The organism is Caproicibacterium amylolyticum (genome assembly GCF_014467055.1).
GTDB lineage: Bacteria > Bacillota > Clostridia > Oscillospirales > Acutalibacteraceae > Caproicibacterium > Caproicibacterium amylolyticum.
Window position 1 is genome coordinate 638,116 of sequence record NZ_CP060696.1, and the last position, 24,098, is coordinate 662,213.

16 protein-coding genes are annotated in these 24,098 nt (G+C 47.9%); 12 read left to right on the forward strand and 4 right to left on the reverse strand.

Annotated features, from left to right (window positions below; genetic code table 11):
• Positions 1-157 precede the first annotated feature (157 nt).
• The 3 genes from H6X83_RS02860 (at position 158) to H6X83_RS02870 (ending at position 3,668) form a co-directional block, all read left to right on the forward strand.
• Positions 158-1,216: an inorganic phosphate transporter gene (locus H6X83_RS02860; protein WP_212507670.1), complete on the forward strand. Its 1,059-nt coding sequence runs from the start codon at positions 158-160 to the stop codon at positions 1,214-1,216.
• A gap of 69 nt (positions 1,217-1,285) precedes the next feature.
• Complete coding sequence (locus tag H6X83_RS02865) at positions 1,286-1,906, forward strand: DUF47 domain-containing protein (protein WP_212507671.1); 621 nt, start codon at positions 1,286-1,288, stop codon at positions 1,904-1,906.
• 352 nt (positions 1,907-2,258) lie between these two features.
• Positions 2,259-3,668 carry an MATE family efflux transporter gene (locus H6X83_RS02870; protein ID WP_246419464.1) on the forward strand — a complete coding sequence of 470 codons (1,410 nt, stop codon included), beginning with the start codon at positions 2,259-2,261 and terminating at the stop codon, positions 3,666-3,668.
• Positions 3,669-3,723: 55 nt separating this feature from the next.
• Here the strand turns inward: H6X83_RS02870 and H6X83_RS02875 are convergent, their stop codons facing one another.
• On the reverse strand, positions 3,724-4,344 hold the full coding sequence (locus H6X83_RS02875; protein ID WP_212507672.1) for an HAD family hydrolase: 621 nt from the start codon (positions 4,342-4,344) through the stop codon (positions 3,724-3,726).
• Positions 4,345-4,629: 285 nt separating this feature from the next.
• Between H6X83_RS02875 and H6X83_RS02880 the strand changes: the two genes are divergently transcribed.
• Both H6X83_RS02880 and H6X83_RS02885 read left to right on the forward strand, forming a co-directional pair.
• Positions 4,630-5,649 carry a hypothetical protein gene (locus H6X83_RS02880; protein WP_212507673.1) on the forward strand — a complete coding sequence of 340 codons (1,020 nt, stop codon included), beginning with the start codon at positions 4,630-4,632 and terminating at the stop codon, positions 5,647-5,649.
• Between the two features lie 331 nt (positions 5,650-5,980).
• Entirely contained in the window at positions 5,981-8,059 is a 2,079-nt protein-coding gene (locus H6X83_RS02885; RefSeq protein ID WP_212507674.1) for a methyl-accepting chemotaxis protein, read from the forward strand.
• 269 nt (positions 8,060-8,328) lie between these two features.
• Here H6X83_RS02885 and srtB read toward each other — a convergent pair whose 3' ends face one another.
• Both srtB and H6X83_RS02895 read right to left on the reverse strand, forming a co-directional pair.
• Positions 8,329-9,093 (reverse strand): class B sortase, encoded by a 765-nt coding sequence (gene srtB / locus H6X83_RS02890; protein WP_212507675.1) that lies wholly within the window; start codon positions 9,091-9,093, stop codon positions 8,329-8,331.
• A gap of 4 nt (positions 9,094-9,097) precedes the next feature.
• Positions 9,098-14,932 carry a prealbumin-like fold domain-containing protein gene (locus H6X83_RS02895; protein WP_212507676.1) on the reverse strand — a complete coding sequence of 1,945 codons (5,835 nt, stop codon included), beginning with the start codon at positions 14,930-14,932 and terminating at the stop codon, positions 9,098-9,100.
• A 551-nt stretch (positions 14,933-15,483) separates the two neighbouring features.
• Between H6X83_RS02895 and H6X83_RS02900 the strand changes: the two genes are divergently transcribed.
• From H6X83_RS02900 to H6X83_RS02920, 5 genes are all read left to right on the forward strand, one after another.
• Positions 15,484-17,328 carry a methyl-accepting chemotaxis protein gene (locus tag H6X83_RS02900; RefSeq protein ID WP_212507677.1) on the forward strand — a complete coding sequence of 615 codons (1,845 nt, stop codon included), beginning with the start codon at positions 15,484-15,486 and terminating at the stop codon, positions 17,326-17,328.
• 197 nt (positions 17,329-17,525) lie between these two features.
• Positions 17,526-18,431 carry a quinolinate synthase NadA gene (gene nadA, locus H6X83_RS02905; protein ID WP_212507678.1) on the forward strand — a complete coding sequence of 302 codons (906 nt, stop codon included), beginning with the start codon at positions 17,526-17,528 and terminating at the stop codon, positions 18,429-18,431.
• A 40-nt stretch (positions 18,432-18,471) separates the two neighbouring features.
• Positions 18,472-19,773 (forward strand): L-aspartate oxidase, encoded by a 1,302-nt coding sequence (locus H6X83_RS02910; RefSeq protein WP_212507679.1) that lies wholly within the window; start codon positions 18,472-18,474, stop codon positions 19,771-19,773.
• Positions 19,770-20,621, forward strand: a complete 852-nt coding sequence (gene nadC / locus H6X83_RS02915) for a carboxylating nicotinate-nucleotide diphosphorylase (RefSeq protein ID WP_212507680.1) — start codon at positions 19,770-19,772, stop codon at positions 20,619-20,621. The genes H6X83_RS02910 and nadC overlap by 4 nt, the downstream gene beginning before the upstream one ends.
• A gap of 131 nt (positions 20,622-20,752) precedes the next feature.
• Entirely contained in the window at positions 20,753-21,655 is a 903-nt protein-coding gene (locus H6X83_RS02920; RefSeq protein WP_212507681.1) for a glycoside hydrolase family 25 protein, read from the forward strand.
• Here the strand turns inward: H6X83_RS02920 and H6X83_RS02925 are convergent.
• The gene (locus tag H6X83_RS02925; protein WP_212507682.1) at positions 21,652-22,518 is read right to left on the reverse strand and encodes an alpha/beta hydrolase; all 867 of its coding nucleotides are present in this window, start codon (positions 22,516-22,518) and stop codon (positions 21,652-21,654) included. The two genes, H6X83_RS02920 and H6X83_RS02925, sit on opposite strands and share 4 nt — an antisense overlap.
• Before the next feature lie 250 nt (positions 22,519-22,768).
• On the opposite strand from H6X83_RS02925, the gene H6X83_RS02930 reads away from it, so the two are divergent.
• Together H6X83_RS02930 and ispD are read left to right on the forward strand one after the other, a co-directional pair.
• Positions 22,769-23,419: an HAD family hydrolase gene (locus tag H6X83_RS02930; RefSeq protein ID WP_212507683.1), complete on the forward strand. Its 651-nt coding sequence runs from the start codon at positions 22,769-22,771 to the stop codon at positions 23,417-23,419.
• Position 23,420: 1 nt separating this feature from the next.
• Positions 23,421-24,095 carry a 2-C-methyl-D-erythritol 4-phosphate cytidylyltransferase gene (gene ispD / locus H6X83_RS02935; protein ID WP_212507684.1) on the forward strand — a complete coding sequence of 225 codons (675 nt, stop codon included), beginning with the start codon at positions 23,421-23,423 and terminating at the stop codon, positions 24,093-24,095.
• Positions 24,096-24,098: the final 3 nt, after the last annotated feature.

Below are 24,098 nucleotides of genomic sequence, written 5' to 3' on the forward strand. Positions count from 1 at the left end.
AGCTATAAATTATATAGTTAAAGAGCAAAAAGACTTTTGCAAAATTACAAACAAATTCTTGTATCTTGCAGAAAAACATGGTATCATTGTTTTGTTTGTTAAAACTAAATTAAGTTTATGTTAAAATCTTAACTTGGCAAGGAGAAATCGATCTGCTATGACGATTACTTTTTCCGACTTCCTGCAGCAGCTAATCAGCAGCCCACCATTTTTAATTACGGTGGTGCTCATTCTTTCCGCAATTATCGTTAACGGCGGAACAGATGCACCAAATGCGATAGCGACCTGCGTGTCCACCCGTTCCATGGCGCCGAAGGCGGCCGTTGTCATGGCGGCAGTCTTTAACCTGCTGGGCATTATTGTGATGACAAAGCTGTGCCCATCGGTGGCCGAAACGATTTACAAAATGGTGGACTTTGGCAGTGATACACACAATGCCTTGATTGCTGTGTGTTCGGCAATGATTGCAATCGTTGTTTGGGGTGCCGCAGCGTGGTTTATCGGCATTCCCACCAGTCAGAGTCATTCCCTGATCGCGGGATTGACTGGAGCGGCAATCGCGGTACACAATGGTGTTTCCGGCATCAATGGCGGTGAATGGATCAAGGTACTGTATGGTTTGGTGCTTTCCGCTGGACTGGGCTTTGGGCTCGGCTGGGTTTTGTCTAAGCTGACAGCGGGTATTTGCCGGAACATGGACCGTCGGCGTACAACCGGTTTTTTCCGCAACGCGCAGGTCTTTGGCGGTGCGCTGATGGCATTTATGCATGGTGCGCAGGATGGACAAAAGTTTATCAGCGTGTTTATGCTGGGGCTGCTGCTGGTAAACGGAAAGAACGCGGGTGCCAACGGCATGATGCAGATTCCGTTCTGGATGATGGTTTTGTGTGCAATCGTTATGGCAACAGGCACAGCAGTTGCCGGTTCCCGCATCATCAAATCTGTTGGTATGAGCATGGTAAAGCTTGAACGCTACCAGGGTTTTGCGGCAAACGTGGCTGGCGCAATCTGCCTGCTGATTTCGAATCTGACCGGCTGGCCGGTCAGCACCACCCACACTAACACCACTGCGGTAATGGGTGTGGGTGCTTCCAAGCGGATGTCGGCGGTTAACTGGGGCGTTGCCAAGGATATGGCTCTGACGTGGATCTTGACTTTCCCTGGCTGCGGTTTGATTGGCTTTATTGTGGCGAAGGTGTGCCTTGCAATTTTCTAATGAATGGAATTACTAAACTTTACATAGTGACTATGACAGAAGCAAACAAATGAAGGAGCGTTATTCAACGTGGCGAAAAAAAAGAGTCCTTACTATGATGGCTTTGTCACTCAGAACAGCTACTGCTGCAAAGCGGCTGCAACCCTGCAGGAAGTCCTAAATCATTTTGATCCTGAAGTGCTGCCGCAGAAGCGCGAGGAAATGCATGCGATTGAGCATGATGCTGACAGTACAAAGCACAAGATGATGGAGCAGCTGGCACGTGAATTCATTACCCCGATTGAGCGTGAGGATATCATTGAACTTGCGCAGGCAATCGATGATGTAACAGACAACATTGAAGATGTGCTGATGCGTATGTATATGTATCATATGCAGGAGGTACGTCCGGAAGCACGCCAGTTTGCAGAGCTGATCGTGAAGTGCTGCGGCAATCTGCAGGAAGTACTTTCCGAATTTCACAACTTCCAAAAGGATACAAAAATCCACGAACGTGTTGTAGAAGTCAATAGTTTGGAAGAAGAGGGTGACCGCTTGTATGTGGCAACGGTACATCAACTGTACGGTGAAGAAGGGGAGCCTTCCGTAAAAATCGGCTGGGTGCGTACCTTTGACTGTCTGGAAGAGTGCTGCGATGCCTGCGAGCACGTTGCAAACTTAGTGGAAAGCATTATTATGAAAAATAGTTAAAAATCAGGAAGGCTCTGCTTTTTGGCAGTGCCTTTTTTTGCGGGCATCTTTTCAAATGTCGAAAGAAGGTATATGATAGAAAAGCCGTCTGCCTTTTGCGGATACATTTATAATACAGCAATCCATGGGATTTACAAATGCCTTGGCTTGCAGCCCACCTTTTTCCAGAGGCAGGAACCCGTCAGCCTATTTCGCAAACGATTCCCCCCTGTTAGGGGAATCATCCCTAAGCGTTTTCTAAGAATATCATGTTGGGGTAGGCGGGCGATGGAAAGTGTTTTTTAACATGTATGCAGATAGTTGCAAGCAGGCGGCACGTAAGGAACAGGATGGGCAGAAAGGAGCAAAGAACTTGAAATTTCAGTTTTTGCGGCAGAATGGGGAACAGCGCCGAGACATGATTTTAAACGGCAGTATTCCGCGTTCCCTGTTTATGCTGGCACTTCCGACTTTGATGATGGGCATTGTGCAGTCAATGATGCCATTGACAGACGGCCTTTTCATCAACAATGTAGCGGGTACGCTGGTGGCCAGCGCGGTGACTTACTGCCAGCCGATTTTGAACATGGCAGTGGCGCTGTCACAGGGAATCGGCGCGGCAGCTATGGCCATGATTGGGCAGGCAAACGGGCGCGGAGAAACAGACGAAGCGAAGCACATTTCTACACAGGTCATGGTGTTCTCCTTTATTCTGGGGCTTTGCCTGGTGCCGGTCATGGTCATTGTGGCGTTTCCGATTTCTGCCAATGTGACACCGGAAATTTCCCGAAATGTATTCCTTTATATAGCGTTAAATGCGGCGGTGCTGCCGTTTTCTTTTTTGGAATCCATTTATAATGCCATCAAGAATTCCAGTGGCAAACCGGAAGCGACTTTTATCCGTATGCTGATGATGCTGACACTCAAAATCATTTTTAACTGTATCTTCATTGTGTGGCTGCGTTTGGGCATTATCGGCTGCGTGCTGGCTTCCCTGGGCGCAAATGTGATCGTTAGTATCTGGATGTACTTTGAACTGTTTGTCCACGACAGCGAGGATAAACTGATTTTAAAAGGATTCCACTTCGATCGGAATGTTCTGCACCCGTTGATACATATCGGAATACCATCCATGATCACCAGTGTTATGCTGCAGATAGGATTTTTTCTAATCAACAATGAAGTGCAGAAATATGGTGCAGTGGTGCTCAATGGGCAGGGAATTGCTAATAACATTACCAACATCTGTTTTAACCTGCCGTCCGCCTTTGGTTCCGCGGTTACAACGATGGTCAGCATGAATGTTGGCGCTGGGCAAAGTCGCCACGCACGAAAGTGTATGTGGACAGGGTGCTTGTTCAGCGTGATTACGGCAATTTTAATCATTGCAATCGTTATTCCGCTTTCACCGTATCTGACGGTACTGTTTACGCGTGAACCGGAGGTGCTGAACATCGCTAACCGTGCACTGCACATCTACACGTACTCTGTTGTTGGCTTTGGTGTTTGTATGGTGGAACAGGGTGCGTTTATCGGGTTAGGGCGGACGAAAGTGCCTATGATTGTCGGTTTCCTGCGCATCTGGGCGTTGCGGTATGTATTTATCTTATGTACGGAGTCTTTCCTGACCTTTTATTCGGTGTTCTGGGGTAATTTGTTTTCCAATTATATGGCGGCGGCTATCAGTACACTGCTCATCATGCATGTAAGCTGGAAAAGTGCACTGGACGGTGGGGAGGAAGAACCGAAAAAACATTTTTCCCTGCACTTTAGAAAACATTAAAAAAAGCCTTTCGGCAGACGGCTCGGTTGAGTGGTTTGCCGAAAGGTTTTTTGTTTTACCATTGTATACCAACGTGGTGCAGGTCATTTTCCAGAGCGGAAAAATTCCGTTTGTACTGGTGCGTGTGTAATCCGAGTTTTGCGGCGGTTTGAATGTTCTCCGTATTGTCGTCAATAAAAAAACATTCATCCGGTTTTAAGGAATAACGGGAAAGCAGAGTGTGAAAAATAGCTTCACCGGGTTTTATCTGCTGCACATCAGCTGAGTAAACAGCGCCGTCTATGATTGTAAAAGCCGGAATACGGTGGCTGTAAACGTGCAGACGTACACCAGTATTGCTGAGTATGTAAATACCATAGCCTGCCTCGTGTAGTGCTAGTGCCAAACTGTTCGTTTCCGGAATTGGACGAATGTAGGACTGCCATCCGTAAAAAAGTTCACGTGCTGGTTTTTGCAGACGTTCAGGAAGCTTGGGCAGCATTTTGGCGAGCGCCTCTGATTCAGTGATCCTTCCCTCATCCAACTGCAGCCAGGTGTCTTCGCCAAACAGAACTCTTGTAACCAGTTTGCAGTCTTCTGTTTCCTGCCCGCCGGGCAGAAAGGCGGCAGTATAGCGTTCGGGGCAATAATCAATCAAAACTTGTCCCATATCAAAAATAATATTTTTCACAGCCATTGAAGCAGCCTCCTTATGCGACATATTAAAGCAAAAATCATTTTTTGGAATAGTATGATTGTAGCACAGGTGAAAAATATAGTAAAGACAAGGGAACAAGACGTTTACAGTTTGATATATTTGAAAATGAGAATTGTCTATTTCTTATGCATATTTACAAAATTTTTATTTCATCATTTTTTGCCTTGCGGCAGCAGGGTAATTGTGGTATATTTGTTTCAGATAGATTATTATAGCAAGCATAAAATATGTGACTGCGTCACTGAGCGTTTCGGGGGTAGCAAAATGAACTTAACTGGAAAAAGAGTTTTTGCCGTAATAACTGCAGCTGTTTTAGCCGGTGCTGTGTCTACCATGGGCACATTTGCTGCTGATGGCCTTCATACAAACACACTGGTTCAGGAATCATCCGCTTCGTACCGCATGACTGTTCCGGCTTCTGGCGTCGGGTATACTACTTCTGTAACCGGAAGCAGTGTTGTGGCTGGAGAGAGCTTTGAACTGCGCGTCGCACTGAAAACCGGTTTCCAGAAACAGGAACCGGTTGTTCTGGCAAACGGTGTTCAGCTTTCCCCGTTGGAAAAAGACAGTACAGCACATACCTACACATATGTGATTCCGGAAGTAAATGCAGATGCTGTTTTTACAGTTTCTGCTCTGGCAGACACAGCGGTTCCGGCGGCTAGTGAGGACAGCGGTAAACCGCAGGAGGAAAACCCTGACGGTTTTCCGGTTCATTATAATGGGAGTTCACCGGTTTCCAATCTGACCGGAGTTCAGCCGCTTTCCTGCGGCGGTCTGCTTACCTTTAAGGTATACAGCAAAACAGCGCCGCAGAAGGTGAGCTGCGGCAACGGTGCAGTTAGCAGTGTGAATGCAGCCATGAAAGCTTGGGACGAAAAAACACAGACTTCTGAATGGCAGGTGTACGGAATTGCTTCTTCCAGCCGCAGCAGCGATGACACTGGCATTTATGCACAGGTGAATGGAACGACAACAAGGCTTTTTTCTGTTAAGCTTACAAAGGCACCGTATACTTGCGACACAACTAAAAATATTTCTCTGAAGTCGGGCAAACAGTATTGGGCAAAAGTGACGGTCGCCAAGGGCACAAAAGTTTCTTATGCGGCGGGTAATGGTTCGGTCGTTTCTACTCTGGTAAAAAACGGTGGTAAACCGGCTGACCTGAAAGACGGCAATGACACCTATTACATGGGTTTGAAAGCCGTAAAAAGTGGCGAAACCGGGCTTTACCTGACAGTGAATGGTCAGAAATACTGCATGTACCGCATAACGGTTGCTTAAACAAATAAATTCATATAACGATAAAAAAGGTTTGCTGTGAAAACAGCAGACCTTTTTTATGCTTACACATGGTACGGTATGTGTTTTAGAGATGGCTGCAAAGATTGCAGAAATGCATTGATTTATCCAGTTAGATATAAATAACAAAAGCAAAATTGTCAGTCAATTTTACAAATTTTAACACCTATTCATAACGCTGAGTCTAATATTGGCCAATTTTTTATTTTTAAGTCAAAAAATACTTGTGCAAATTATAAAAATGTGGTAAGATAGATTCATAGAAATAATTATCTTATTCTTAAAATTCTACAACAGTATTGGAGGGATCACTGTGAGGACAGAAAGAAAACGAAAGGCTAGCTCATTAAAAAAAAGGATTGTGTCACTTATCACTTTCTGCATTGTGCTGCTGGCTGCGGTCAGCATTATTTCCGGTTCGCTGACCAGTTATAATGGCCTTTTGCAGAATGTTAACAAGGACTTAAATTCAATCGGGCAAATTGCGGACGTTGCAATCAGTAGAGAATTGGAGGACATAAAGTCTACTGCAAAGGAGGCACAGAAAATTGACCGTTCTGCTTCCAATAAAAATGCGGAACGGGACTTGCAGACGTTTTGTAAGGAAAACGGGTATGATGGAGTGGCGATTGTTACTGCTTCCGGTACAGTTGACACAACCGATGATGTCCTGAAAAACGTGAAGTTTACGGAGGATTCGTACTTTAAGGAAGCACTGCAGGGCAATGTAACCATCGGCACAACTGTTTCCAATGGCAGTGATGGTGTTTTTGTTCCGGTTTATGTTCCGGTGGACAACAACCAGTCGGTAATCGTCTGTCGGCTGCCTGGTACGGTATTCAGTGATATCATTAAGAATATCCGCGTTGGAGATACAGGTAACGTGTTTATTCTGGATAAAAAGGGAATCATCGTTGGCAATATGCGGCCAGAACTTGTGAAAGTGCGCACCGACTTTATTACAGACGGCAAAACGGATTCCAGTAAGGCTGAGGCTGCCGCTGTGTATTCTGAGATGGTGTCAGGCAAATCGGGAGTTTCGCAGTATTCTTACAGCGGCGTAAAACGTGTATGTTCTTATCGGCCAATTACAAACGGAAACGGTTGGTCATTGGGTGCGGTTGCTCCGATTGGTGAGATGACCAGTTCCATTACAAGCACCATATTTTTCATGACATTATTTATTGTTCTCAGTGCAGTTGCATGCGAGGTCATTACCATTAAGGTTGTTAAGAAGATTACAAAGCCGATTACCGACTGTGCGGACCGCTTGACAAAGTTGTCGGAAGGCGATCTCCATTCCGAGGTGCCGACAACAGATGCCAATGATGAAACCGGTATTTTGCTTAAACAGCTTGACGTTACAATGACTAGACTGCGCACGGTGGTGCAGGGCATTTCAGATTATCTGGCATCTATGGCAAATGGCGACCTTTCACTGAAAGACCCGCCGCAGTACAGAGGTGACTTTGCACAGGTTTCCAAGTCGATTGCTACCATATTGGCTTCTTTAAATCATGTTGTGCAGCAGATTGAGCAGAGTTCTTCCGAGGTAACAAGTGGTTCCGAACAGATTGCGGCAGGTGCGCAGGCATTAAGCCAGGGCGCAACCGAACAAGCGAGTTCTGTGGAAGAACTGGCAGCTACTATTCAGGGAATTTCCAAGCAGGTTGACGCAAACACAAGGCATGCCAACAAAGCAGAAATGAAAGCAGTTGAAACTGCGAAGGAACTGGAAAACGGCAAGGCGGATATGCAGCAAATGCTGGGTGCAATGCGGGAAATCAGTGATTCTTCTGGCCAGATCGGTAAGATTATCAAGTCAATTCAGGACATTGCTTTCCAGACTAACATACTTGCACTGAATGCTGCAGTTGAAGCAGCACGTGCAGGGGAAGCTGGCAAGGGCTTTGCGGTAGTCGCTGATGAAGTTCGCAATTTGGCAAACAAGAGTCAGGAAGCTTCTCAGGAAACGACCAAGATGATTGAACGCTCGGTTACTGCGGTTGAGTCCGGTACGAAGATTGCTCATGAAACGGCTGCATCCATGGATCGTATTGTGGCAGCTTCTGATGTTTCTACCGAGATGGTACATAAGATTTCCAGTGCTTCTCAAGAGCAGGATGTGGCAATTCAGCAGGTTACGCAAGGTATGGATCAGATTTCCAGCGTTGTACAGACTAACTCCGCAACGGCAGAAGAAAGTGCAGCTGCAAGTGAAGAACTTTCCGGACAGGCTGCAATGCTGAAAAAGCTGGTTAGCTATTTCAAGCTTCGCGATGGAAGCGACACTGCTCTCGGCAGTATGAATGATATGCCGTCCGTTGCACCGGAAAATCCGGCATCCTACAGCAACTCTGAATTCACAAATTATAGACAGGATAAGTACTAATACAAAAAGATAAACAAAGTTCGATGCAAAAAGCGGAGTCTTGTATAGGCTCCGCTTTTTTGCTGCATCCATACGCGATGAGAGATTTCGTCCATTTTCAAAGGTGGGTGGATGGGTGAAGCCAATCGTTTTGTTCTGTACACCCCCACACTCGTGGTTAAGAATATTTCTTCGGGACACGTGACCACCGAAAGCAATATTCGGACGAGTATGGGCAAGTATAACCAAAGGGACTGGCATCCATCGATGCCAGTCCCTTTGCAGTTCATTTATTTTGACGATTGTTTTACTAGTTTGCCAACAACGGCAAGGCGAGCATTATTGTAATCATAGGTGCAGGTACACATCGTAATTAGTCTGTCTTTAGAAGTGACCTGTACTTTGCTGGTAAATACGCTTTGCTTACGCGCATTGTCCAGAAATTGTTTCTGCTCACCGTCAGTAGCGAACCGGGTGGGGAAGATGGGAGAGGCACCATCCAGTACGTAGCCGGCAATCAGCTGAATCTTATAGGTAGCTGTAGGTGTAATCAGGTCCATAGTTGGATGTGCCTGATAGTATTTCTGATCACGATATTTCTCAAGAGAAGTGAACATATCTCCAGTTGCCAGATGATGTGCAAAGAGAATGGAGTTGTCATCTGTAAAATTGGGGGAGTTGCTCTTGTTCAGAAACACTGCACCGTTTTCATTGCTGCTGTTGTCAGCGCGGTGGGAAAGATAATATTGATTATCTTTCCCCTGTACGATAGGATAGTTAATTGGTGTGCCGATGCTGTAAATCCAAGCGACTGCATTGGGACAAGTTGCTCTAAGATTCTTGAAATCAATTTGCGGAGTCATGGCCGCAGCGGAAGTGGTGGAGCCCTGCACGGTTCTTGTTGCAAGGCTGTCATAAAATTTATGACTTTCGCTTCGGCTGGTCAGTTCAAAGAAAAGGCCAAATGCGAAGAAATCAACTGCAAGCAGGCAGGCAACCAGGGAAAGTGGAAACGCAATGTGCTTTTTCTTTTTCGTCTTTTTTTGGCTGCTCATGGCATTATTCCTCCCTCTTTTTCCGCTTGAGGCCCCAGCGCAGAACAAAGAATGTTACCAAGGATGAAACGGCCAGTCCAACGCTCCAGAAAGGAATTGTATCTGGCACGTTTGTTTTCGGCAGAGTTTCGCTGCTGCTCTTGCTGCCGCTGCCAGTGGTGCCGGTAGTGCCGCCGGTTCCGTTTGTGCCGTTCGTACCGTTTGTGCCTCCAGTGCCGTTTGTACCCTTGGCTCCGCTGGTTCCGTTTGTACCACTGGCGCCATTGCCTCTGCTGCCGGAAGTTCCTGAGGTACCGGAAGCATTGGAGTTGGAAGTCCCCGAAGCGCCGGAGCGGGTGGAAGAAGTACCGGAAGTTCCTGAAGTACCAGAGGTACCAGAAGTGCCGGAATTGCTGCTTGCTGTACCAGCCTGCTTGGTGTAATTAAACGTGGCTGGTGTAGTGTTGGATGCTTGTACATAAGCGTCATCAGCAGATTTTTTTAGTTCATAGCCGGTAATTTCCGGTGCTACAACAGTATAGTGCGTGCCGTTTGGCACTTCAATGGAAACTTCCGTATTGCCCTTTAGAGGAACGGTTGCGGTATTTCCACCGGCAGCATCGCCACGTAGTGACAATGTTTTTGTAGAGGAGGTGCTGGAAGTGCTGCTGGAAGAAGAACCAGTACCGTATTTCAGCGTACCTGTTTTGCCATCACTGCGTTTGTAGGTAAAGGTGCCGTTTAATGCTGTTCCGTCCGAATTGCTCAGACGTACAGTGAAACCATATTCCTTCGCAATTTGAGTTTCATCTGTATTGGCATCATACTTCATCTGTACTGTCATGCTGCCGCTCTTAGAGTTCGGGTTGCGCTTATCGGTCACCGTAACGGCTGTAATGTTGCCGGCGGTAACAGTTACATCTTGATCACCAGCTACAATATAATTGTTTGGTGCTTTTGTTTCGTGCAGTTTGTAAGCGCCGGCCGGCAGACGCTTGAAAGAGGCAATGCCGGTGTCACCGGTGGTAGCAGTTTGGAACACAGCACCGCCGGGTGTCTGCAGCTGGAAGGTTGCGCCGGAAAGACCGACATCTCCCGTGTCTTCGCCGTGCTTCGTTACATTTACGATGCTGGTGCCGACTTTCGGGTCGTAAGAAATCAGCAGCCAATCCTGTTTGTCGGAATTGTTAAAGTCGCCTTCGGAGAACTGTACATCTTTTTCTGTGGTTAAAACAGCTTTGTATGGCCTTGGTGTTTTTTTAGAACTAAATAAATCAGGTGGGGTAATTTCACGAATATAATACGGTGTATCGGAACCCCAGGCAAGCTTTGCAAATTCCACCTTGCCGTTGCTGTCGCTGGTAGCTTGCTGCAAAAGTGTGCCGCAAGCCTGATCTTTGTACAGCCCATAGATAGCGCCTTTCAGCGGTGAGCCAGTTATGTGTTTTTCCGCAGCGTCCCCTGCACCACGAAGCATCAGGTTGCCCGCAAAAGTTGCGGTGTCTGCTTTGTTGGAAGGAGTTGACGCATTGTTGGAAGGAGTTGACGCACTGCTGGAAGGGGTTGATGCATTGCTGGAAGGGGTTGATGCATTGCTGGAAGGGGTTGATGCATTGCTGGAAGGGGTTGATGCATTGCTGGAAGGGGTTGATGCATTGCTGGAAGGAGTTGACGTACTGCTGGAACTGGGATCTGTTTGCGGACTGGACTGTACATAAAACACAATAGAACTTGCGCTATTGCGCTTATTGATAACTGGCACCGTATCGCCTATATTCACATCGGTAGAGAATTTCTTTTCAGTACCATAATACTGGAAGGTTTTACCGAGTGCGTCATTGTTTACTGTTACCGCTACGCCGCCTGTACTGTCTGACTTTTCTGTAAAAGGAGAAGTGTCGTCCATTGTGTAGCCGCTTGGTGCCTGATATTCCTGTATCGTGTAAGTGTGTCCGGCAGGGACACGAAATACCGCCAAACCATTTTTGTTGGTTGAAACGGAGGCAAAAAGCTGACCAGTAAGCATGGTCATATCCGCGCAACGAATGTCAAACAGAGCACCAGCCAGTGGTGCGCCAACCTCGTCGGTTTTTTGCAGTTTAATTACCGAACGGTTTTCTGTGGCAAGGGTATTGGCTTCATCCACACTTTGCATAGTAATGGAATCCGTTGGAACGTTAGTGTCTGTATTATAGGTAATCAGGCTGCTGCCGTTAATCCCGGAAATAAGTGAGCCAATCTCCGCCGAAAAAGTAATACGGCAGGGGGTGGAAATATCGGTGCTCGGGCGCTTCACAGTCAGAATGCCGCGCCCCGGCTTGCCGCTGTCTGTACGGGCTACACTGTAAGTATAATCGGAACTTGGTTTCAATGTCTTCACAACATAGTTTGTGCTGTATACGCCATTAGATTCTTTCATGCTGGCTTCATCTACGCTCGACCCATCTGGCGTAACGATTGCATTTTGGAACTGCACACTGCCTTCCACCAACTGCAATCCGGCGGGGAGCTGTATGGTAATGGTGTTATCCGTAGTGCCGGGAACAGTGGCACCAAGTTTGTTTACTAGCAGCTGGTACTGGAGAGCACCATTGCTCTGCGCAGGCAGCAAAACTTTTTCTTCTGCTATGGGGCTTTTTACATTGGTTTGCTGAATGGCCGTTTCGTCATTAGACTGTGTTTTGTCCCAGTGTGCAATGGAGCGTTCGTTTTTAGTGTCGTCCTGCGCATCCCCACTTGTTTTATATAAATAGGTACTATTGCTTAACGTAAAATTAGGCAGGGGCTTGCCACTGGAAAAAGCAAGCTTTGCGGCAGCATCGCCTAACTCTTTGGCATTTGTTTCCGTGCCGTGGTCCGCAAGTTTGATATTAAACGTAAGTGTCAGTGTCTTTTTGTCCACACTGCTGCCTTGTATTGTGAAATACACAGTGCCGGGCGTTGTGGTCGTATCAGCAGTAACAACGTCAGTAATTGTTGAAATTTCCGTAGAAGTAATGCCGTCGGAAAGTGTGCCAGCAAGAGACCCGTCAACATAACTGGTGCCGGTGGGTAAAGCATTTTTTATGCACCAGCCGTTCATTGCGTCCTGCTTATTTTGGTTTACGGTAATTCGCAGCTTTAGCCTGTGGTTCACGTAGTCATAATTTGTGTCCGTACTGTTGGGCAGAACGTTTACAAAACCTGCCCGCAGCATGGTGCTGTTTACTGTTACTTTACCAGTGCCTTTTTGTGGGCTAGACTGTGAACCAATCACAGCGGGGGCTTCTTTCGTATCCGTTTCATCTGCGGTGGCGTTGTCCCACTTTTCATAGTGATAGGAAGCAATTAGTGGCTGGCCGTTCTTATCCGTTACTATCGTACCAGCATCATTTGTTTCATCCGACTTGTCTGTGGTGACACTATGAGTGGTATTGGGACCAGAAATAATCGTTTTTATATGATAAAAGGTATCGGCTACAAAGCGTCCCTGCGAATCGTCCGGGGCGGGGTTGCTTGCTTCGACTTGGTTACCGCCACCTGTTAATGTGGTGTTATCTCGAGTGGTAAGTGTAACCGGTGTTGGGGTAACTGTTCCGCCGGGAACGGGGCCAGGGTTCACAAACAGCTTTGCCGTGTTGGCATACTGTGTACCGGTGCCACCGCTGTTGCCGGTGTAATCGTCTTCAACGGTTAAAACGGTTCTGTAGTGAATTACTTTTTTACCTTTGATTGGCGAAACTTTTTGCTGGGATTCATTGTTTTCCGCTGCATCTGTAACCTTTGTAGCCCATTTAATCTGAATATTGCTTGTAAAGTATTCTGCTTCACCGGTTGGTTTGGTTGATTTGGTCACAATACTTCCGGTTGCGCTACTGTGTGGCGAAAGTGTATCACCAGCTTCGGTAATCTGAATGTAATTATTGAAGCTGTCTGCTGTGTCTATGGTACCCTCGCTAACAGGGGTTACAGAACCCGTTAGCGGAACCAATCTTTGCCTGGTACTGCCTTCGGTGGAGTTGTAGCTAGAAGTGATGGCATCCTGCAAGTCAACATATGTCCATTTTTCAACTGCTTCATTTAAATAAATTGACCAGTCAATAGTGTGAGTTTGTGCGTTGTAGATGCCCTCTTTACGCAGGGCAGCAATGCCTGGTTTTACTTGCGCTTCCTGCGCCGCACCGGAAGAACCACCCGTCCATTTATCTTTTAGGTCAAAGCCAACGTGTGGGTCATTTTTCACGGAATTGTCTTCTGCGCCCTCTTGGTTAAAGAAATCGGTGTTTACCTTTGTGGTATACCAGATGTACAGAGGAGAATTAAAGTCTTTGCTGCCGTCACTCTTTTGAAGCGGTATGCTAATGGTACTCTTGCCGTTACTGTTTTCTGCAGGAGAAATTGTCCACACGCCGCCATCCGTATCATCTTTTTTAGCAGAAGCCTTTGTGCTGACATAAACAGTGCCGGTAAAGGTTTGGTTTTCAAGTTTGTCCTGAATCGTAGCATTGCTGATAGCGCGGCCGTTTTCGTTAAAAAGCAAACACCAGTAAACCATATTTTGTACTTTGTCGTAGGTGCCCTGCTTGCGCAGCCATGTTTGTGAAAAAGGTACGGTTACTTCGGAGCCTTTAAAGGAACCGCCGTCCATTGCTAACTCGGCGGTTGCCTTCACTTCACCGGTCAGAGCGGCCGTCGTGGTTTGCGAGCCGAAGGTGTGCGAGGGCTTCTGAAAGCTGTCGCTGGAAGGTTTGGTTTTGTAGGTCAAAACAATTTGTTTTGTGGAAGAGTCGGCATACATATTCAGTGCATTCGCAAAGTTAACTTCTACATCCGGTTTGTCGGTTGTATCATTATCTGCCTTGTCAATTTTATTTTCCGGGCTGCCCTTAAAACCGAGGGAACCCTTCACATAATCTCCGGGCATTTTAAAAGTCAAGCCTGTATAGGAGCAGTTGTTGGGGGTAATCACAGCTGTCCACACGATGCAGCCGGTGCTGACTTCGGTAAAAGTAACTTGGTTGCCATCCATAGAAACCGGCTGCGTTACGGTTTCCTGATGTCCGGAAAGGTCAATTACCGGTGACTCGGGGTTATACTCCGGGAACTGCAGGTCCAGTGTAAAGTAGCTGGAGTCGCGGCTTTTGGCGCCTTCACCGCCGAAGTAGAGGGGCAGGGTTTGCTGTCTGTTTTTGTTAATGGTTGTTTTGTCCAGCTTGCAGCCAAGCTGGACGGTGCACTTTGGCAGATAATTATCACTTACTGCGGCGGCATTGTCTTTTTTTGCATAATAATTTAGCCATGCGCTGTAATTTGGGACAGCCCCATTATGTTTATCTTTGCCAAAGGTCAAAATAGCTTTTTTCTCGGTTGAATCCAGGGACACACTACCGACAATTATGGAACTGAAAGCTGTGCCCCCTTCTGATAATGTAATCGGTGAAAAACTGCCGGTGATATCTGCCGAACCCCCTGCGGCTTTGATACCAGCGCAGATTTCTTCCGGTAAATCCAGGTCATACGTTTTATCACTTTCAATGGCGCTGTCTGCAGCATCTACAGCGCTGCGCTGCATTTTTTCAAGTGGAATCGTAAAGCTGTAGTTTATGGCACTGGTCCAGTCGGAGCTGTTTTTATCCCAGCTGTAGCTGGCACCGTATGTAGAAGGCGTTGTTCCGCTCATGGTAACGCCCGCCTTAAGCGTTTGTTTGTTAATTAGGGTCGTAATATAAGGTGTGGTGCTTTCCTCTGCGTGCGCCTTCATGGGCACAAGGCCTGTAAAGGCCGAAACTGTTACAGCAAATGCGAGTGCGGAAGCCGCCGCCTTTCGCAGGATTTGCCGGATGGATGGGTGCGCGCGTCTGCGCAATTCAATCTTTTTCATAATACACAAAATCCTCTTTCAGCGATGTTAAAATACTTGTACATATGAGTTTTAATTCAAATAGGAAATCGTTTAAAAAAGCATATATCTATTCCATACTAGAGTACCACATTATTCCTAATACTGTCAATGACGGCAACGACAATTTTCGTAGGAAAATTTTTGCGAAAAACGTTGCAAATTTGGCTTGAGAATGCGACTTATAATATAGATAGTAATATTCTGAAGCGGGGCTTTGCAGATGCGGCAAAGCCCCGCTTTTCAAATTCACCCAAAAAGTACAATAATCCTGGTTGAAACACAGATTTTTATGCATTTATGCGAAAAATGTAAGATAATAGAAAATTGATATAGACAAATAGGAAAAAGTAAGTTATACTGTTTTTGAATTGGTTTGTAAAGTTAATAAATAAAGCCAATGTATTGAAAAATGTTACCATACGCTCGTCATAATCACAGAAACGATTCCCTTTCGACTGCCTTTAGGCGAAAAGCCACCTGCTTCTGTGGGCATAATTTGCAGAAAAATTCTGCAAAAATGGAGGAAGAAAATGAAAAATATGAAGATTTCAAAAAAGCTGTTCGTGGCTTTTGCTGCAATTTTAGCAGTTTTTGTTTTGCTGGCAGCCACTTCGCTTTCAAATTTGCTGTATTCGTCCGCACAGTTCCAGACATTTTATGAGCATTCTTATCAGGCGGTACAGCTTGCACAGCAAACTGCAAGTAACCTTGAATCCGGCGCAAAGTATATTGGATATTCCATTATGACAGAAGATGCAACAAAAACAGAAGAATTTGTGAAAAATGCGAAGGAAAATCTGAGCAATTACAGCAACAGTCTGACAAAGCTGAGTCAGGTTTATCAAGGCGACCAGACTAAGCTGAAGGCGATGATGTCTGTTGTGCAAAACCTGGCAACCACGCGCGACCAGATTTTGGCGTATGCAGTTAATAAAGAAAACGCGACCGCTTCGCAGATTTATTTCCGTGATTATCAGCCAACCCTTGACAACATGGTTGCAGCGCTGCAGGATGTGCGCGCGGATGCGCAAAAAACTGCTGATAGCAGTTATGCGGCTGCCCAAAACGCAAAAGTTGTATCTATTTTTGCTACGGTCGGTTTCAGCGCGCTTGCTTTGATAATCATTATCTTTATGGGTGTTCATCTTAGTAAGCTGTTGACAAAACCGATTCATGAAATTGAAGGTGCAGCCAAGGAAATGGCCGCTGGTAACTTCAGCAGTGTAAAGCTTACCTATCAGTCCAAAGATGAGTACGGCCTTCTTTCTGATTCAATTCGAAAAGTAATCAGCATTTTGGATGAGGTGATACAGGACGAAGGATATCTGCTTTCCGAAATGGGAAACGGCAACTTTGAAGTGCGCTCTAACAAACTGGAAATTTACAACGGTGATTTGCTGAAACTTGTGGATTATATGCGCAATATTAATGGTACCCTGAGTGAGACGCTGCTGGGTATTCAGCAGTCCGCTAATCAGGTTTCAGGAGGCTCCGAGCAGGTTTCCAGTGCGGCGCAGGCACTTAGCCAAGGTACTGTGGAGCAGGCAAGCTCTTTGGAAACGCTGACGGAAACTGTACAGGACATTTCAAAGCGCGTACAGGCAAATGCGAAGCATGCAAAGCGCGCAAGCGAAGATGCGTCTGGCTGCCAGCAGGAGATGGTGCAGGGCAACCAGAAGATGCAGAAAATGATTACGGCAATGAACAATATCAGCGAAACCTCCGGCGAAATCGCCAAAATTGTAAAGACGATTGAGGACATTGCGTTCCAGACGAACATCCTTGCGCTGAATGCCTCTGTCGAGGCAGCGCGAGCCGGCTCCGCAGGCAAAGGCTTTGCTGTTGTCGCGGATGAAGTCCGCAACTTGGCCAATAAGAGCCAGAAAGCCTCACAGAGTACGGCACAGCTGATTGAGTCTTCTCTCAGTGCAGTTAAAGAAGGTACTGTCATTGTTAACGACACTGCACAGTCCTTGTCTGCTGCGGTCGAATCTATTGATAAAATCAACACTTCTGTTGCAAAGATCTCCCGCGATTCCGATGAACAGGCGAGCGCTGTTGAGCGTGTTACCGAAGGAATTGAGCAAATCAGCAGCGTTGTGCAGACTAACTCTGCAACATCTGAGGAAACAGCTGCTGCCAGTGAAGAGCTTTCCAGTCAGGCGGAAATGCTTAAGGAAACCGTTGGCAGATTTAAACTGAACACTGTGTTCTCCCAAAAAGATGGGCACGGCAATTATGTACAGGGACAGCAGGCAATGGCTGCTGCAGAACTGGTCAGCGCAAAACCGGCTCAAAAACCAGTGGCCAAGCCGGCAGTCAAGACACAGGCAAAGCCGATTCCGGTGCAGTTTGCCGGTGGGGATAAATACTAAAATAACTTGAAAATTGAGCAGCAGAGCCGCCGCGGGGGAAACCTTGCGGCGGCTCTGCTTTTCTTTTTCGGGTGTTTTTTACAGTGGAAAGCGGGAAAGGTGTCTTGTCATCTGTCAACAGATATGCTATACTGAATTTTAACAAAAAATGCAGGCGCATTGCCCTGCAGTGGCAAAACAGCCGGGAGAGTAGACGTATGGACGAAAAGCAATTACGGATACAGGAACTGAAAAAAGAAAAGGATGCGGTGATTCTTGCACATTATTATATGACCGGTGACGTGCAGGCAGTTGCGGATTATGTAGGCGATTCTTTTTACCTGAGCAGAATTGCACAGCAAGTTAAGGCAAAGACCATTGTCATGTGCGGTGTACGTTTTATGGGTGAAAGCGCAAAGATACTGAACCCAGAGAAGACAGTGCTGCTTCCTGCGGCAAATGCTGACTGTCCGATGGCACACATGGCAACTGTAAAGCGGATAGAGGAAGTACGTGCGCAGTACGATGACCTTGCGGTTGTCTGCTACGTTAATTCCACTGCGGAACTTAAAATGCATTCGGATGTCTGTGTGACCAGTGCGAATGCCATGAAAATTGTAAAAGCGCTTCCTAACAAAAATATTTTCTTTATTCCGGATGAGAATCTTGGCCGCCACGTTGCTGCACAGCTGCCGGAAAAAAATTTCATTTATAACGACGGCTGCTGTCCGGTGCATGCATTCCTGACCGCAGAGGACGTAACAGCGGCGCGCAGTACCCACCCCGGTGCACTGGTATTGGTTCACCCGGAGTGCCGCCCGGAAGTGACAGCACTGGCGGATTACGCCGGCAGTACTGCAGGCATCATTCAATATGCTGGTGCGAGTGACGCGAAGGAATTCATTATCGGTACGGAGCACGGGGTGCTCTATGAATTGGAAAAAGAAAATCCGGACAAAACATTTTATCCGCTGCATGAAGACCAGATTTGTCCGAACATGAAGCGTGTTACACTGGATAAAGTCATTGACGTAATGGAAAGCGGCGTACCGTTCATCAAAATGGACGCCGAAACGATTCAAAAAGCACAGGCACCGCTGGAAAAAATGCTGGAGCTTTCCTGACGGACTTTTGCAAACATATATATAATAGGGATGATTCTAAATGGTAAATGTGCAGAATTACGATGTGCTGGTAGTAGGCACCGGCGTTTCAGGCCTGTTTCTCGCACTGCATATGCCGGAAACCGCCCGCGTACTGATGATTACAAAAGCGGATTTGGACGAAAGTGATTCTTTTCTGGCACAGGGCGGTATTTGTGTGCTGAAAAGCGAGGATGATTACGACGCGTATTTTGAGGACACGCTGCGTGCCGGACACTACGAAAACCGGCGGGATTCCGTGGATATCATGATTCGTTCCTCACAACACGTGATTCGGGAATTGGCACGCTTTGGGGTAGACTTTGCCCGCAAAGACGGCGAACTGTTGTTTACGCGGGAGGGCGCGCACTCCGCACCACGTATTCTTTATCATGATGACTGTACTGGAAAAGAAATTACAAGCAAATTGCTTACCAGTGTGCAGAAACTGTCAAATGTGACGATTTTAGAGCACACGACGCTGGTGGATCTGCTCTGCGACGGCAACTGCTGCCGCGGTGCGGTGCTGCAGATGGCAGACGGCAGTGTAAAGCCTCTGTATGTGCCGAATGTGGTACTTGCAAGCGGCGGTGTTGGCGGTGTGTATGAGCATTCCACCAACTTCCCTCACCTGACCGGTGATGCGTTGGCATTGGCCATGAAGCACGGCGTGGAACTGGAAAATATTGATTATGTGCAAATTCACCCGACAACACTTTACTCCCAAAGGCCAGGACGCAGCTTCCTGATTTCTGAATCTGTGCGTGGTGAGGGTGCAGTCCTTCTGGACAAAAACGGGAACCGCTTTACAAACGAGCTGCTGCCGCGGGACTTGCTGACGCAGAAAATCTACAAGCAGATGAAAAAGGACGGCACCCGCCATGTGTGGCTTTCCATGCAGACCGTCCGCTGCCCGGATGTGGAAAAGCGTTTTCCGACTATCTGCGAGCGCTGCCGCGAAGAGGGCATTGACGTTCACAAGGACTGGGTGCCGGTCGTGCCGGCACAGCACTATTTCATGGGCGGTATTCATGTAAACCTTTCCAGTAAAACGACTATGGAGCATTTGTATGCAGTGGGTGAAACCGCCTGCAACGGCGTGCATGGGGCGAACCGCCTTGCCAGCAATTCCCTGCTGGAAAGTTTGGTTTTTGCGGAGCGTGCGGCGGCGGATATTTCCCTGCATGAACCAAAAAATAATACGTCGGACAGCAGTTTATTTGACCCGACTGCTTATGAGAATCTGACACAATATTTTGCTGACAATATTTCCGCGGTTCAGGCGGAAATCGTGCGGCAGAAGCAAAGGAGAGCACAGAAATGAATCCAGTAACCGCAAAATTGAATGCGGACCATCTGCTTCTGCAGGCACTGCAGGAGGACATTACCAGTGAGGACGTAACCACCAATGCAGTTATGCCGACGGCAAAGCCTGGTCAGGCAGATCTACTTTGCAAGCAGGACGGCATCCTTGCGGGTATTGATATATTTCGCCGCGTGTTTGAACTTTTGGATGAAACTGTGCAGGTAAAGGCATTTTTCAAAGACGGCGATGCAGTAAAGAAAGGCGACCGGTTGGCGACAGTGACCGGCGATATGCGTGTGATCCTTTCCGGTGAGCGTACCGCGCTCAATTACCTGCAGCGCATGAGCGGTATTGCAACTTATACCCATTCCGTTGCAAAACTGCTGGAGGGCAGCAAAACCAAATTGCTGGATACCCGCAAAACCACACCGAATATGCGCATCTTTGAAAAATATGCGGTTCGTGTTGGCGGCGGCTGCAACCACCGCTATAACCTTTCAGACGGTGTGCTGATTAAGGACAACCATATCGGCGCCGCAGGCGGTGTCAAAGAGGCTGTCCGCATGGCGAAGGAGTACGCCCCGTTTGTACGGAAAATCGAAATTGAAGTGGAAAATCTGGATATGCTGCGGGAAGCACTGGAGGCTGGTGCCGATATTATCATGCTGGACAACATGACACCGGAGCAGATGCGTCAGGCAGTTCAGATTGTAGACGGTCGTGCACAGACAGAGTGCTCCGGCAACATTACCAAAGAAAATATTGCAAAAATCCTCGATATCGGGGTTGACTTTGTTTCCAGCGGCGCGCTGACGCACTCCGCACCGATTCTGGATGTTTCGCTGAAGAACCTGCACGCAGTTTGAAAAAACAAAAGCCGGCCGTTGTTTGGCAAAAGATGTCAAGCAACGGCCGGCTTTTGTATGCGTTTGCATTTTCGGCAGGATTCGTGTAAAATCGACTTGTATACCCGAAATCTTAAAGAAGGGACGATTGCATGAATCAACTGACCAAGTTCTTTCACTCTAAAAAGAAAAGAAATCGCTTTTTAATGATTGCTTCTGCCATTTTGGCGGCGGCAATCCTCCTGACAGCCATACTGCACGCCTGTACGGCACAGCAGGAGGATTCCGGTACGGCTATTCCCAGCAATGAACTGCTGATTAATGACCGGTACGAAGGGAAAAAGCTGATTCCAAAATATGATATTGCGAAAAATACCTACAAAGACAGCAAATTTTCCACAAAAAACGGCTTGATTTCCTACGACGATAAAAACACTGCTGAGGGAATCGATGTTTCTGCGTGGCAGGGCGACATTGACTGGAAAAAGGTGAAGGCCGCTGGAATCAACTTTGCAATGCTCCGTGTGGGCTACCGCGGCCAGACTGAGGGAAAAATCCATGAAGATGAAAAATTTGAGCAGAACATTAAAAATGCACTTGCGGCAGGTGTCGAGGTCGGCGGCTATTTCTTTTCGCAGGCTGTAACCAAAGCGGAAGCAGTGGAAGAAGCGGCCTATGTAATACAAAAGCTTGCTCCTTATAAAATTAAATGGCCGGTCGTGTTTGACTGGGAGCCGGGTGAGGGCGAAACCACTTCCTCCGCAAGTATGCGCACCGACCTGGTTACGCCGGAGCAGGTGACGCAGTTTGTAAAGGCTTTCTGCAGCAAGGTAAAAACCTATGGCTACCAGCCCTGCTACTATACCAATAAAAACATGGCGTACTCCACGTTTAACCTGAAAGAATTGGAAGCGTACCCGATGTGGTATGCGGAGTATAAGGATCTGCCAAGTTTTTACTATCACTTTGACATCTGGCAGTATGCTTCTAAAGGCAAAGTGGATGGGGTCAGCAGTACAGTGGATTTGAATATTGCGTTCCGAAAATTTTCTTAATCGTCTTTCGGGTCTTTGCCGCCGGGCAGTTCGCGGCGAAGCCAGTCGTCACACAAATCGGGCCAGCACGAAACTTCCGGCACAATGAGGTGAAAAGAGCGGTCGCGCAGCTGTGTCTGCACGGTAGAAAGCGATAGGCCGTGGCCGCCGTGCGGGAAAATGTGCATTTCAAACGGAATTTTTTCTTTCCGCAGGGCAAGCGCAAAAAAGAGAGAGTTTTCCACAGGAACGCAGTCATCTTCTGAAGTGTGCCACAGGAACACCGGGGGCATGTCCGCACGCACACTGTTTTCCAAAGAAAGCCGATGCAGCAGCTCCTGCGGCGGATTTTCACCGAGCAGGTTGTCAAAGGAGCCGCGATGCGCATATTTCCCGCCGGTAATGACCGGATAGCCGAGGCAAAGTGCATCCGGGCGGGTCTGCGCGGCCGTAAGGGATAGCGGTTGGTAGATCTCCGGAGCGTCCCAGAACAGGGCAAGGGAAGCCGCCAGATGTCCGCCTGCGGAAAAGCCCATGACGGCAATGCGGCTTTCATCTACGCAGAAATGGGCGCTGTTTTGGTGAATGTAAGTCATGGAAGCGGCCGCTTCCTGCAGTGCCAGCGGATAGCGTGCGGGGGCGCAGGTGTAGCGAAGAACAAAGCACTGAAAACCGCGTGCCAGAAATTCCAGCGCAATGACCTCTGCTTCACGGTCAGAGGTCATGCAGTAGCCGCCGCCGGGGCAGACGAGAATTGCCGGCCAGGTGCGGCTGGGGCTGATTTCCTGAGAAGTGCCGCGGGCGTAGCTGTAAAGAACTGCGGTGCTGCCAAGTCCTGCAAGCGGTGGAAACTTTTCAGCGAGGGAAATTGTTTCGGTAATCAATTAGAGTACCACCTTTCGGATGTAAATCATATAACTGAAAAACAGTTCTATTATACAAGCATTGCCGCAAAAAAGACAGGTGATTTTTTGAGGAAAATACCGCATAATTTATAGATTTGCATCCAAAGCTGCATTCTTACGACCAGGGTTTTGGTTGCAACCCTTTTTCAGGCATGATACACTATTGGACAGAATACGCGCCGCACAGCGGTGTAGTCTAAAGGGGTACCGCGGTGCCCGGGAGGGTCTTATGCAGGTAAAATACGCAATTTTTGATATGGACGGCACGCTGCTGGATTCCATGCACGTTTGGGACAATGTGGGACAGACTGTTCTGCGCCGCAATGGGATTCCTGTGCCGGAGGGTTTGCGCCGTGCGATGCGGGATATGACAGTAGAGGATGTTGCAAAGTATTTCAAAACACTTGGTGCCAAATGTTCGGTGGAACAGTTGATGCAGGAAATCAACGACATTCCTTATGAAAAATATCTGTATGATGTTCAGCCCAAACCCGGTGCAGCAGCCTTTTTGCAGCGGCTGCACCGGCAGGGAGTGCCGATGTGTATTGTGTCTAGTACGGATGCCGCAAGTATCCGTGCGGCGTTTGACCGTCTGGAACTGACCGGATTGTTTACATTCATTCTTTCCACCAACGATTTTGGCAGCGGCAAGGACAGGCCGGAGATTTTTTACGAAGCAGCCCGTCGGCTTGGCGGAAAACCGGAGGAAACCGTTGTGTTTGAAGATGCACTGTATGCCATCCGCACGGCCAAGGCAGCGGGTTTCCAGGTCGCTGCCTTGGCGGATGAACGGGCAGCTTTTGAAAAGTCGGAAATTGAAAAGATTGCGGATGTTTACCTGCCGGATCTGCGTGCATTTCCTTGGAAGGGAGGCTGCTGATATGGCTTGCTGTGCACTGATTCTGGCTGCCGGTGCTTCCACACGCATGGGCGTCCCAAAACAGGAGATTCCGCTGTTGGGCGTGCCTGCACTGGTTTATACGCTGCGCGCATTTGAGCAGGCGGACAGCATACAGCGAATCGTGCTGGTCTGCCCACCGAAGCAGGAGACACATTATCGTGAACTTGCAGATCATTGGCACTGTACCGGAAAACTTGCGGCAGTGGTGCCGGGCGGCGCGACCAGGCAGCAGTCCGCCGCCGCCGGAGCCGCCGCCGCAGGCGAGTGCGATTTTCTGGCGGTGCAGGACGGCGCGCGGGTGCTGACCCTGCCGGGGGAAATTGACTGTGTGGTGGAGGATGCCCAGAAATACGGCGCTTCCGCTCTGGCGGTGCCGGTAAAGGACACGATTAAAGTGATCAGCGCGGACGGCTTTGTCACCGATACGCCGGAGCGCAGTACCCTGTGGTCAGTCCAAACGCCGCAGGTATTCTGTATGGAGAAGTACTGCAGTTTGCTCACAGCGGCACAGGGCGACTTTACAGATGACTGCCAGCTGTTTGAGCGTGCCGGTGTGCCGGTACATTTGTGCCGCGGCAGCTACACAAATTTAAAGCTGACTACGCCGGAAGACATTCCGGCGGCGGAAGCAATTTTACGGGCAAGGGAGCAGTAACCT